Origin of the sequence: Domibacillus sp. DTU_2020_1001157_1_SI_ALB_TIR_016 (assembly GCF_032341995.1) — a bacterium.
GTDB lineage: Bacteria > Bacillota > Bacilli > Bacillales > Domibacillaceae > Domibacillus > Domibacillus indicus_A.
The window spans coordinates 1484212-1496633 of record NZ_CP135439.1; the positions used below are offsets into that span (position 1 = coordinate 1484212).

15 protein-coding genes and 1 pseudogene are annotated in these 12422 nt (G+C 46.7%); 15 read left to right on the forward strand and 1 reads right to left on the reverse strand.

Translation table 11 applies throughout. The annotated features are described in order from the left end of the window. The first annotated feature begins 24 nt into the window (after positions 1-24). Both RRU94_RS15430 and RRU94_RS15435 read left to right on the forward strand, forming a co-directional pair. On the forward strand, positions 25-852 hold the full coding sequence (locus RRU94_RS15430; protein WP_315695480.1) for a sulfurtransferase: 828 nt from the start codon (positions 25-27) through the stop codon (positions 850-852). 1 nt (position 853) lies between these two features. Next, positions 854-1756: a 5'-3' exonuclease gene (locus tag RRU94_RS15435; RefSeq protein ID WP_315695985.1), complete on the forward strand. Its 903-nt coding sequence runs from the start codon at positions 854-856 to the stop codon at positions 1754-1756. Positions 1757-1825: 69 nt separating this feature from the next. Here RRU94_RS15435 and RRU94_RS15440 read toward each other — a convergent pair whose 3' ends face one another. Continuing rightward, positions 1826-2212 (reverse strand): ribonuclease HI family protein, encoded by a 387-nt coding sequence (locus RRU94_RS15440; RefSeq protein ID WP_242233665.1) that lies wholly within the window; start codon positions 2210-2212, stop codon positions 1826-1828. A gap of 52 nt (positions 2213-2264) precedes the next feature. On the opposite strand from RRU94_RS15440, the gene RRU94_RS15445 reads away from it, so the two are divergent. The 13 genes and pseudogenes from RRU94_RS15445 to RRU94_RS15505 all read left to right on the forward strand — a co-directional run bounded on the left by RRU94_RS15445 (position 2265) and on the right by RRU94_RS15505 (position 12420). After that, positions 2265-2921: a reverse transcriptase-like protein gene (locus RRU94_RS15445; RefSeq protein WP_251270871.1), complete on the forward strand. Its 657-nt coding sequence runs from the start codon at positions 2265-2267 to the stop codon at positions 2919-2921. Between the two features lie 22 nt (positions 2922-2943). After that, entirely contained in the window at positions 2944-3120 is a 177-nt protein-coding gene (locus tag RRU94_RS15450; RefSeq protein ID WP_242233667.1) for a zinc-finger domain-containing protein, read from the forward strand. Between the two features lie 86 nt (positions 3121-3206). After that, on the forward strand, positions 3207-3626 hold the full coding sequence (gene mntR / locus RRU94_RS15455; protein WP_242233668.1) for a transcriptional regulator MntR: 420 nt from the start codon (positions 3207-3209) through the stop codon (positions 3624-3626). A 54-nt stretch (positions 3627-3680) separates the two neighbouring features. Continuing rightward, on the forward strand, positions 3681-4805 hold the full coding sequence (locus RRU94_RS15460) for a conserved virulence factor C family protein (RefSeq protein WP_315695487.1): 1125 nt from the start codon (positions 3681-3683) through the stop codon (positions 4803-4805). A 12-nt stretch (positions 4806-4817) separates the two neighbouring features. Then, positions 4818-5249 carry a BrxA/BrxB family bacilliredoxin gene (locus tag RRU94_RS15465; protein WP_315695489.1) on the forward strand — a complete coding sequence of 144 codons (432 nt, stop codon included), beginning with the start codon at positions 4818-4820 and terminating at the stop codon, positions 5247-5249. Next, a complete protein-coding gene (locus RRU94_RS15470) occupies positions 5246-6013 on the forward strand; it encodes a class I SAM-dependent methyltransferase (protein WP_315695490.1) in 768 nt (255 codons plus the stop codon). Before RRU94_RS15465 ends, RRU94_RS15470 begins: the two co-directional genes overlap by 4 nt. A gap of 720 nt (positions 6014-6733) precedes the next feature. Beyond that, positions 6734-7031: pseudogene (locus RRU94_RS15475) on the forward strand (MarR family winged helix-turn-helix transcriptional regulator); the annotation flags it as partial. Between the two features lie 294 nt (positions 7032-7325). Beyond that, positions 7326-7961, forward strand: coding sequence for a nitroreductase family protein (locus tag RRU94_RS15480; protein WP_315695492.1), 636 nt, complete (start codon positions 7326-7328; stop codon positions 7959-7961). A 213-nt stretch (positions 7962-8174) separates the two neighbouring features. Next, positions 8175-8885, forward strand: coding sequence for a phosphoadenylyl-sulfate reductase (locus RRU94_RS15485; RefSeq protein WP_315695494.1), 711 nt, complete (start codon positions 8175-8177; stop codon positions 8883-8885). Positions 8886-9278: 393 nt separating this feature from the next. Continuing rightward, the gene (locus RRU94_RS15490) at positions 9279-10232 is read left to right on the forward strand and encodes a thymidylate synthase (protein WP_315695496.1); all 954 of its coding nucleotides are present in this window, start codon (positions 9279-9281) and stop codon (positions 10230-10232) included. A gap of 258 nt (positions 10233-10490) precedes the next feature. After that, positions 10491-10700 carry a hypothetical protein gene (locus RRU94_RS15495; protein WP_315695498.1) on the forward strand — a complete coding sequence of 70 codons (210 nt, stop codon included), beginning with the start codon at positions 10491-10493 and terminating at the stop codon, positions 10698-10700. A 94-nt stretch (positions 10701-10794) separates the two neighbouring features. Continuing rightward, positions 10795-11283 carry a dihydrofolate reductase gene (locus tag RRU94_RS15500; protein WP_315695500.1) on the forward strand — a complete coding sequence of 163 codons (489 nt, stop codon included), beginning with the start codon at positions 10795-10797 and terminating at the stop codon, positions 11281-11283. Positions 11284-11427: 144 nt separating this feature from the next. Continuing rightward, positions 11428-12420, forward strand: coding sequence for an ABC transporter substrate-binding protein (locus RRU94_RS15505; RefSeq protein ID WP_315695502.1), 993 nt, complete (start codon positions 11428-11430; stop codon positions 12418-12420). The last annotated feature ends 2 nt before the right edge of the window (positions 12421-12422 follow it).

The window sequence follows — 12422 nt, forward strand, 5'->3', positions numbered from 1 at the left end:
AGCTAATGAAAAAGGAGTGGTTGGATGATCGTCACAACGGAATGGCTGAGAGAGAAGCAGAATCAAAACGAGGATCAAGTGGTAGTGATTGACTGCCGGTTTGATTTAGCCGATCCGGCAAAAGGAGCTGCTTTATATGAAGAAAGCCATATTCCAGGCGCTTATTATGCGCATTTAGATCATCATCTATCTGGTGAAAAAGGGCAGGGAGGCGGACGCCATCCGCTGCCGGATATGACGGTTTTTGCTGCGTTTATGGAAAGCTGCGGTGTGTCGGACGACACGTTTGTAGTCGCTTATGATGATGGCGTATCGATGTTTGCCGGCCGTCTCTGGTGGCTTCTGACGTATGCCGGCCACAAACATGCCTGCATTTTAGACGGCGGCTTTTCTGCTTGGACAAGCGAAGGACTGCCGGTAACAAAAAAGCAGCCGGCGCGCAAAACAGGTGAGCTCACCCTTCAGCTTCAGCCGGGTATGATCGCCTCTGCCGAAGAAGTCGCAGAAGGGGGAGCGCTTTTAATTGACTCGAGGGCACCTGAACGCTATTTAGGAGAAACCGAGCCGCTTGACCGGGTGCCAGGCCATATTCCAGGTGCGATCAATCGTTTTTTCGCCGAAGCGATGGATAACGGCAAATGGAAGCCTGCCGAAGCGCAGCAGGTACGGTTTACCGGGATAGAGCCGGATGAGCCGGTTATTGTGTATTGCGGTTCAGGCGTATCCGCAACACCAAATATTTTAGCCCTGCAGCAGGCGGGCTTCACCAATGTAAAGCTTTATCCGGGCAGCTACAGCGAATGGTCAAGTGACGAATCGCGCCCGATTGAAACGGAAAGGCATGATCGATAAGATGACAACCAAGAAATTACTGCTTGTGGACGGAATGGCTCTTCTATTCCGTTCTTTTTTTCAAACGGCGCCGAGCGGCCGTTTTATGTTTAATGAAAAAGGAATTCCAACAAACGCTGTGCAGGGGCTGATCCGTCATTTGTTTGCGGCGGCAGACCGCATTCGCCCGACGCACATTACGGTCTGCTGGGATATGGGGAAAGACACGTTTCGTACCGATATGTTCGACTCGTATAAAGCACATCGCCCGGCTCCGCCGGCAGAGCTTGCGCCGCAATTCGATTTAGCGCAGCAGGCAACGGCTGCGTTTTCTCTTCACAATGCCGGGGTAAGAAACTACGAAGCAGATGACTGCATTGGCACCATTTCCAAATGGACAAAAGGAGAGGAAACCTACATCTTAACCGGGGACCGGGATCTTTTGCAGCTGTTAAATGGCCATAATTATGTGTGGCTGCTGCAGACGGGCTATGGAAATTGGAAGTCATATGACGCCGCGCTGTTTCGTGAGGAATATGGGATTGACCCGGAGCAGTTTCATTATGTGAAGGCGCTGATGGGAGATGCAGCCGACGGCTATCCCGGTGTAAAAGGAATTGGAGAAAAAACGGCACTGAAGCTCATTCGCGAGTATGGAACGACAGAAGGTGTATTAGCAGGACTTAATGATATGACCCCTGCGCTTCAAAAAAAATTGCGTGAAGGGGAAGATATGCTGCGCATGTCGGAAAAACTGGCGGAGATCCATTGCGATGTACCGCTTGAGTGGACGTGGGAGCAGGCCGCTTTTACAGGGACAACAGAAGAGGCCGTCCGCTTTATTGAGGAAAATGGAATGAAGGGACTGTCCCGCCTCGCCCGCCATACAGGCTATACAGAAGTAGATCCGTTTGGCTTTGATTGAGGCAGGACGTGTACATAATCATTTCTTTTTTTGAAGAAACTGATCAGGAGAAAGTCTTTAAAACACCGTTTAAGGGTTTGCCCGAATGGCGTTTTTGGCTTCCTGGTCTGCTTTATTTTGCTTCGATGGAATCCATTTAACAAAAAATAACGGGAATTCATCCGCCATCGTTAAAATAGTCTGCAATAGCGGTTTATAATCCGGCTTATGGATATACTCTTTTTCAATAGCCGCTACAACCGTTTGAGAATCGCTCCGGAGTGAGATGGTCTGGGCGCCCCGCTCCTTGCACAGCTCAAGTGCTTTAATAACAGCGGTAAACTCGGCTGCATGCGTATCCATTTCTCCAAGCGGAATGGAAAATCGTTCTGTTTTGCCATCCCAGCGAATCACGACACCTGCGCCTGCCCGGCCGGGATCGCCGGTTGAGGCTCCATCTGTGTATACTTCAAACATATTGATTCCCCCCGATCTTTTCTTTTTTATTTTAAAGAATGGAGGCAGCGAAATGCAAATGACAATCCGCTTTATGTATGATTTTAAAGGTGTGAAAACGACGTTTACGTCCCAACCGATTGACCGGCACCTTGTGCAGAAAACCGCCGATGACCTGCTGAAAACCGGCCGCGTGAAAGAAGTAGAGATCATGGATGAGCTTGGCCAGGAATGGACATTGAAGGAATTTAAAAAGCTGAATGAAAAACTGGACGAAGAGCCGGAAAATATTACGGTGCTGTTTGATGGCGGCTTTGACGTCGAATCGGCTAGTACAGGGGTAGGTACGGCGATTTATTATACAAAAGGAGGCCGCCGCTACCGGCTGCGTGAAAATGCCCGGCTTGAAGGGCTTGATTCAAACAATGAAGCAGAATATGCGGCTCTTTACTTTGCGATGCAAAAGCTTGAGGAACTAGGGGTAAACAGCCAGCCGGTGACCATCACGGGTGACTCGCTCACCGTGTTGAACCAGCTTGGCGGAGACTGGCCGTGTTTTGAGGAAAGCCATGCCCGGTTCCTGGCACGGATTGAAGAAAAAATTGCATCCATGCGACTCAAGCCGCTTTACAAACCAGTGGATAGAAGGCACAATAAAGAAGCTGACCAGCTTGCGAGGCAAGCGCTCGAAGGCACACCCATCTCAAGTCATGCCGAGATTGGGAGTTAATGGGAAAGGCAGGTGCCACGCGTTGAACCGAACAGAACTTTTACTCGAAGTAGAAGAGTTGCTGAATACGTACTGCAAAGACTGCCTCGTAAAAAATACACTGCGTAAAGAAAGAGGCAAAACCGCTGCTCATAAATTTTGTATTACCCAATGCACAATCGGAGAAAAATTAAAACAGTACGGAGATAAGCTTTCTTAAGCCGGCCTATGCCCGGCTTTTTCCTTGTTTGAAAAGAATAGTTATAGTACACTTTTATTGATGACAATGTCAGGGGGAACGTCCTTATGCCGACACCGAGTATGGAGGATTACATAGAACAGATTTATTTGCTGATTGATACAAAAGGGTATGCACGTGTTTCGGACATCGCGGGTGCCCTGTCGGTTCATCCGTCCAGCGTAACGAAAATGGTGCAGAAGCTTGATAAAGATGAATACCTTGTGTACGAGCGGTACCGGGGTCTTATATTAACAGCAAAAGGGCAAAAAATCGGCCGGCGTTTAGTGGAACGGCACGATTTGCTTGAACGGTTTCTGTCGGTGATCGGGGTGGATGAAGCACATATTTACGAAGATGTGGAAGGTATTGAACACCACTTAAGTTCCGACTCCATCAACCGGATCGCGGACTTGATCGAATACTTTGAAGAAGACCCGGCGCGCATCGAAGCGCTGAAAAAAGTAAATGACCGAAACAAGGAATGAATCCGTCCCTCATTTAGGGCGGATTTTTTTCCAAACAAGGAGGAGGAGTCCAGCATGAAGATTTTAAAAATCGAGCCGACACCGAGCCCGAATACGATGAAAGTGATTTTGGACGAGGAGCTTGCGGCTGGTAAAAGTACGAATTACAAGCCGGAAACGGCAGAAGGGGCGCCTGAAGTCATTCAAGCAATTTTGAAAATTGAAGGCGTCCGCGGTGTTTACCATGTGGCAGACTTTATCGCGCTTGAGCGAAACGGCCGTTACGACTGGCAGGATATTTTGCCGAACGTCCGCGCCGCCTTTGGCGAAAGCAGCACAGAAGAAAGAGAAACAAAACCGCTTGAGCATTTTGGCGAAGTGGAAACCTTTATTCAAGTGTATAAAGGCATTCCCCTGCAGCTAAAGCTTGTATCAGCAGACGAAGAAAAACGGCTGGCGCTCCCGGACTACTGCCAGGATGCGTTCCGGCAGCTGACTGAAAGCGGCGGTGATAATTACATTTTAGAACGTAAGTGGCAGGAGTTCGGTATCCGTTACGGAGAGCTGGATGCGATTGCCCCTGAACTGCTGGAAGAAGTGATGGCCGCTTATCCGAAAGAACGGGTGGAGCGCCTTGTCGAAGCAGCGCAGGCAGGAGGCCCGCTTGTGCAGCATAAAGAGCACGGCGTAAAGCCGGACAAAGAAGCGTGGCTCAAGGAGGCAGACTGGCGCAAACGATACCAGCAGCTGGAGCAAATGCCAGATCCCGATCTTGCGGATATGCCACTGTTAGAAGCCGCGCTTCAGGACGAAAAAGCCGCCATCCGGCGTTTGGCAGTCGTGTATGCGGGAATGATTGAAGACAAGCGTATTTTGCCTGTACTGCGTAAAGCACTCGAAGATCCAGCCGTGACGGTGCGCCGCACAGCGGGTGACTGTATGAGTGATCTTGGTTTTCCGGAAGCAGCAGATGCAATGACTCAGGCGCTGAAGGATAAAAGTAAAATTGTCCGCTGGCGCGCCGCAATGTTTTTATATGAAGCAGGCGATGAATCAGCGCTTCCGGCCCTGCGCGAGGCAGCGGAGGATCCGGAATTTGAAGTGAAAATGCAGGTTTTGATGGCCATTGAACGGATCGAAGGCGGAGAAGAAGCAAAAGGCTCAGTGTGGAAGCAAATGACAGAAGCCCGGAACCAATAAGGAGGAATAAAGATGAATGCTTACGAAGAATACATGAAACAAATGGTGATCCCGATGCGTGCGGAACTGACAAACGCCGGTTTTACAGAACTGACAACAGAAGAAGAAGTAAATAGTTTTATGGAATCCGCGGAAGGCACAACACTTGTCGTGATCAACTCAGTGTGCGGCTGTGCGGCAGGCCTTGCCCGCCCGGCAGCGGTTCAAGCGTCTATGAATGAGCCTGCACCGGACCGCCTCATGACGGTTTTTGCCGGACAGGACCGGGAAGCAACAGCTGCGATGCGCGCCTGGATGCCGGAATTCGAACCATCTTCTCCATCGATGGCGCTTTTAAAAGGAAATAAAGTCGTACATTTTGTGCCGCGTGAGGAAATTGAAGGCCAGGATCTCGGTGCGATTATCTCGAATTTAACAACGGCTTTTGATCAGCATTGCCAGTGATTGTCACTACATCTCAGCGGGCTGATGCCCAGGTAAGAGCGAGGGCAGCGGCGCTTGCTGAGCAGTTTGGAGTGCCCTTTATAGAACGGAAAAAGCAGCCGGTGAATAAGCTGGCTGCTTTTTATGAATGTCCGGTTCTGTTGGTATCAAAGGAGCGGCTTGAACTGCATGATGGCAGCGGGACGCCTTTCTTTTTCCATCCCGGGTCTGCGATGTTTCGCGTCAAGCGGCTGCTCGCGGGCGGAGAAGATGAGCTGGTAAACGTGTGCGGCCTGAAGAGCGGCATGTCGTTTTTAGACTGCACAATGGGACCGGCGGCCGACAGTATTACAGCTTCTGCGGCTGTAGGAGAGGCAGGACGCGTGCAATCGATAGAAGCAAATCCTTTTATTGCCCATATTGTCGGGGAAGGGCTTGGGTCATGGACAGACGGACCGGAGCCGCTGCTTGCGGCCATGAAAAGAATCGAGGTTCGGCCGGCCGATTATCATACGTATTTAAAAGAAGTGCCGGATGAATCATTTGATGTGGTTTATTTTGATCCGATGTTTGAAACCGCGGTTGATTCAAGCGGAATTGCTCCGCTTCGGTCATTTGCCGCTTACCATGATTTGACCATGGAGGCTGTCGGGGAAGCAAAGCGGGTTGCCAGACATCGCGTGGTGCTGAAAGACCATTTCCGTTCTCAGCGGTTTGGAGAATTCGGTTTTACTCAGCACATCCGTAAAACATCGAAGTTTCATTTCGGCACGATTGAAAAGTAAAATTAGTCGTACCCTTTAAAAAATACAATCAAGAAAAGATACTATCAGGCCGATAAATGAACTTTATCGGTCTCATTGTGTAGACAAAGTCTTTTGCTTTAAAACAAGAGCCGATAAGTGAAGCCTGCCGGACTTCGCGTTCCGCGGGCAGTGCGGGAGCCTCCTCGGCTGCGCCTGCGGGGTCTCCCGACTCACTGTACTTCCCGCAGGAGTCTTCGTCCGGCAGGCTTCACTAAGTGGTATTGAAGATCCATCCCATTTATCTGCACGGTCATTCATATCAGTTGTCCACAGTCTGAGTCCGGTAAATGAACTTTATCGGCCTTTTTTTATAAAAATATTGTTTTGAAATGATAAAACCATGCCTGGTATCGAGGCATGGTTTTATTCGTTAATGGAGAAAGAATTGCTGCAGTCCCACCTTCAGAAGCCGCTCGCTGCTTGTCCTAGGCAAGCAGATCACTCCGCCAAGCCAGTCTTCTCTTTGAGAAAAAGGCGTAAAGAACAGGATGGGAATAGGCATACTAAAAAACGGTCTGTAGAAATTCGGGACAGCTTAAAGAGATCTTCCTGGAAATAATGATTTTAAATAAGAACAGGGAGGAACTGTGCAAGATTGTTGACAACCTCACTTTGATTGTGTAATATTTAATTGTGCACAACTTAATTTTAAAAAATATAATTTCGGACAATTTATATAGGCGAAGGAATGGTGGAATTGTGAATGAGAACTTAAAGCTTGAGAATCAGCTTTGTTTTGCGATCTATGCTTGTTCCCGTGAAATCACCCGGTTATACCGTCCAGTCCTTGAGCAATTTAACATCACGTACCCCCAGTATTTAACGTTACTTGTACTTTGGGAGCATAATCGGCTTACAGTAAAGGAAATTGGAGAATTGCTTCATCTTGACAGCGGTACATTAACGCCCATGCTAAAGCGAATGGAAGCGATGGACTTAGTCAAGCGTGTAAGGTCATTGGATGATGAACGGAAGGTATGGATTGAGGTAACAGAGAAAGCAAATGAAATGAGGAAAGAAGCGGTATGTGTATCGCAAATGTGTTCCCCTCATTACGGTATTACACAAGAGCAGTATGTGGATTTGCTAGCGCAAATGAAACAAATTTTAGGAAACCTACAAAAAGAAACAAGGGATATAAAATAAAAACAGGATACACAACAAATGCAGCAGCAGGCCGAAATAAACGAGCAGCTTCTGCTGGCAGCAAATTAGACATGGATTTAAAAACACTCATGTACAACAGGTAATTTTGAAAACATAACGATTTAATAAAAGGAGTTTTACAGCTATGATTACACAAAAAATAAACGACTTTAATGAAATTGTAAAAGGACGCCGGTCCATTAAAAATTACGATCCAGCGGTGAAAATCAGCAAGCAGGAAATGGAAGAGATTCTTACACTCGCGACTACCGCACCTTCTTCCGTTAACATGCAGCCGTGGAGATTTCTTGTGATCGAGAGTCCCGAAGCAAAAGCAAAGCTTGCTCCTCTGGCACGCTTTAATCAAAACCAGGTGGAAACTTCTGCTGCGGTGATTGCAGTGTTCGGCGATATCAACAACTTTGAGAAGTTTGAAGAAATTTATGGAAAAGCAGTAGAAGAGGGGCATATGCCGCTTGAAGTAAAAGAAGGCATTCACAAGTCATTTGCTGGCTACTTTGAAACCATTTCCCGTGCAGAGATGGAAGATGTCGTACTAGTGGACGGCGGCCTTGTATCCATGCAGATCATGCTTGCTGCCCGAGCATATGGGTATGATACAAATCCGATCGGCGGTTATGAAAAAGACAAAATTGCCGAAGCATTTGGTTTAGACAAGGAACGTTATGTGCCGGTTATGCTGATCTCTATCGGCAAAGCTGCAGATACAGGGCACACGTCTGTCCGCCTTCCAATAAACCGAGTGGCACAATGGAAATAACTCGTTCGAAGCACTTAATAAAGAATCACTTCTGATGATGATTCTTCATGGTTCCTTAGAAAAGAGGATTACACAGGTGAAGCCGGAATAATGGTTTTACCTCGTGTTTTCATCTGCTTTAAATGTAATAAAAATCGTTACAGTTTGCCGCGATGAATGTAAAGCAATTATATTCAAGCTGAATGTAAACTCAGGATTGGAGGATCAGGAAAAATGGCAGCTTTAACATATGAAAACTGGGATGGCGTGCAGATCGATTTTCCAATAGACAATTCTTTAAAAGGCAGCCGCAATGTATTAAAGTGGGCTTTTGAAGAATATGGAGAAGAAATTGTATATGCGTGCAGCTTTGGAATAGAAGGCATTGTCTTAATCGACCTTATCTCAAAAGTAAATCCAAACGCAAAGATTGTGTTTCTTGATACAGACTTTCACTTTCAAGAAACGTATGAATTAATTGAAAAAGTAAAGAAAAAGTATCCGACACTTCGTATTGAAATGCAAAAACCAGAATTAACGCCGGAAGAGCAAGCTGCACAGTACGGGGAGGAGCTCTGGAAAAGCCAGCCCGATCTTTGCTGCAGTATTCGCAAAGTAGAGCCTTTAAAGAAAGTATTGACGGGCCCAAAAGCTTGGATATCCGGCTTAAGAAGAGAACAATCCGAAACACGGCGTCATGTTGAATTTATCAACTTTGACAACAAATTTGAATCGATTAAAGTTTGCCCGTTAATTCATTGGACAGAAGAAGATGTCTGGAATTATGTCAAAGCATTTGGACTTCCGTATAATACTCTTCACGACAAAGGCTACCCGAGTATTGGCTGCGAATATTGCACCATTGCGGTTGAGGCAGGGCAAAATTCGCGTGCAGGCCGATGGGCTTCCCTTGAGAAAACAGAATGTGGTCTCCATAAAGTATAGTTCTCAAAGAGTGATTTTGAAAGGTGCTCACAAACTCATTCTTTTTCTGCACACACAGCTGCTCGATATGAATGGACGGTTACGGACATATTTTATATACGTACAGGCAAAAAAAGCGATCTTCCATCACAGGGAAGGTCGCTTTTTGGCTTATTTGATCCCGATCACTAAGCTTGGCTATTTCCATTGTGACAGAGGGAGCTGATCGATTTCTAGAACGCGCTCGATCTGTGCAGGCAATCGGTGAAGAAGGTGGATTACCGTATAAGGACCCAATTGTTTTTGTGTCCCATCAAAAGACCGGGTCAGGGCTTGAATCGAAAAAGTTCTCTTGGTATGATGCGGAGGGTACAGAGAAATGAACGGTCCACACGGATCAGTAGGAGGAAACAGGTGAGTAGCAGTGAACAACAATACCTTGACTTAAGCCGGGAAATTTTAGCGAACGGAAACAGAAAAGAAGACCGGACCGGTACGGGAACCATTTCTGTATTTGGCCGGCAGATGCGGTTTAATTTAGCGGAAGGCTTTCCTCTTTTAACGACGAAGCGGGTGTCTTTTAAACTGGTAGCCTCCGAAATGCTTTGGTTTTTAAAAGGAGACACCAATATCCGTTATTTACTTCAGCACAACAATAATATTTGGAATGAATGGGCATTTAAACGCTGGGTAGAAAGCGAGGAATACGAAGGACCGGATATGACTGACTTCGGCCGGCGTGCTTTGGCTGATGAAGCATTTGCGGCGCAGTATAATGAGCAGATGGCGCTCTTTAAGCAGCGTGTGCTTGAAGACGCGGACTTTGCGGAAAAGTTTGGCGAACTCGGTGACGTATACGGCCGCCAGTGGCGCGCATGGAAAACCTCACAGGGCGAAACCATTGACCAAATCGGCGATGTAATCGAGATGATCAAAAAAACACCGGACTCCAGACGCTTGATTGTATCCGCCTGGAATCCAGAAGATGTGCCGTCGATGGCGCTGCCGCCATGCCATACGATGTTTCAATTTTACGTAGCGGATGGCAAACTTTCCTGCCAGCTTTACCAAAGATCGGGTGATACTTTCCTTGGAATTCCATTTAACATTGCCGGCTATTCGCTGCTGACGCATTTAATTGCGAATGAATGCGGCTTAGAGGTGGGCGAATTCGTCCACACGATTGGCGATGCGCACATTTACACGAATCATATCGAGCAGGTAGAGACGCAGCTTTCACGTGAGCCAAAAGCGCTGCCGACACTCGAAATAACAAAAGGAAAATCATTGTTTGATATTGAGCTTGATGACCTTAAGCTGACGGGCTATGATCCCCATTCAGCCATCAAAGCCCCTGTTGCAGTTTGAAAACCGGCCTCAGGCTGCCCGCAAACGCCCGCTTTCGGCGTCACTTGCCAGCTGTGAATGCTCATGACCCCGAAAAGGTCACTCCGCTTCCCAGCCGGCGGCGTTCCTGGAAAGACAGACGTTTTCAATCAGCCTGCTTTCTTACTTCATCTACACTCTTAAACCAGCCTTTGGCTGGTTTTTTGTTTGTTTAAAGCGAATAGCGTCCGGGTAAGGAAAAGAAATCTGATCAAACTTTAATATAGGGAGGCACTTTTTATGAACCAGAAACTGCAAATTTTAGGAGAAGGGCGCAAAGTCCTTAAAAAAGAGATAGACGAGTTTGGAACAGACCAGACCGTTTCAACGATTGAATATGATGATGGAACCGTGGTGAAAATTACGATTGCAAACGGCGACATAGATATTGAATGCAATAAAGGGCTGAACATGCAGCCGGACGGAAACACCGCAACCATTGTTGGGTAGTATGAGGAAAAAGCATCCGGGCGGATGCTTTTTTCATGTGATGGATGGAAATATGGTACGATGTGAACGAGGAACGAAAGAAAGGAAGAGAGCCATGATTTCATTTATTTGGGCAGAGGCGAAAGGCGGCGTGATTGGCCGTGATAACGACCTGCCGTGGCGCCTGCCGGAGGATTTACGCTTTTTTAAAAGAACAACGCTTGGGTACCCAATTGTTATGGGGAGAAAAACATTTGCGTCCTTTGGAAGCAAGCCGCTGCCAAAGCGGGAGAACATTATTTTAACGACAGACCGTGACTTTCATCAGGACGGTGTGACCGTTGTTCACTCAAAGGAAGAGGTGCTCCAAAGAGCGAAAAACGAGGATATTTTTGTGATTGGCGGTGCGAATGTGTTCAAGCAGTTTTTGCCGGAAGCAGACCGTCTATATGTCACGAAAATCGAGGCGGAATTTGAAGGAGATACGGTTATCGACTTTATTCCATGGGATGATTTTAAAGAAACCTCCTGTACAAAAGGAGAAAAAAACGAAGAAAATCCGTACGACTACTTTTTTTGTGTGTACGATCGAACGACAAGGTAAGAAGCCTTGTCGTTTTTTCTGTTTATAGGTCATTTGTTGTAAGTAAATTAAAAAAATTCTTGCTTTTCTGTTATTATTCGAAGATAATAAACAGTAATTTAATACATAAAAGCGGTTACGCAAAAAAGAGGGGGCAGTTTAGGGATGAGTAAATGGAAATGGATGATGACAACAGGTGCGGCAGCCATGATGCTGGCAGCATGCGGCGGCGAGGAAGAAGCCAAAACCGAATCCGGCGGGTCATCAGAAGGAGATACATATAAGATTGGTGTGACACAAATTGTCGAACACCCATCACTCGATAATGCGTACAAAGGGTTTCAGGAAGGCTTGGAAGAAGAAGGCGTAACGGCTGAATTTGACGAACAAATTGCGCAAGGCGACCAAAACAATAACCAGACGATTGCGCAAAACTTTGTAGCGGATGGAGTCGATTTGATTTTCGCTAACTCAACGCCGAGCGCTACAGCAGCGCTGAATGCCACAAAAGATATTCCGATCGTGTTTACATCTGTGACCGATCCAGTAGCAGCAGGTCTTGTTAAAGATGCGGAAGCACCAGGCGGCAATATCACAGGCACAGTTGACCTTCATCCAGATGCCATTTCTAATACCGTAAAATTTATGACGGAAGCGGTAGAAGGCAAAAATGTTGGTGTGATTTACAACGCAGGTGAGCAAAACTCTGTTGCACAGGCGGAGCAGGTAGAATCCATTTTAAAAGAAAATGGCTTAAAGATGGTACCGGTAACGGTTTCGACTTCTTCTGAAGTAAAGCAGGCAGCAGAAAGCTTAGTCGGCAAAGTGGATATGTTCTATATCTTTACAGATAACACGGTTGTTTCTGCTTTGGAATCCGTTATTCAAGTAGCGAACGATAAAGATATTCCGCTGTTTGTCGGAGAAAAAGATTCAGTTGTACGGGGCGGCTTTGCAGCTTACGGGTTCGATTATGAAGAGATCGGAAAAGAAGCCGGCAAAATGGCTGCGCAAATTTTAAAAGGTGAAGCGAAAGCAGGCGATCTTCCTGTTTTGCCGCCGCAGGATTTAAAGCTTGTGATCAATGAAAAAGCAGCAGCTGAAATGAATATCGAGATTAAAGATGAGTGGAAACAGGATGCAGAGATTGTAAAATGAGT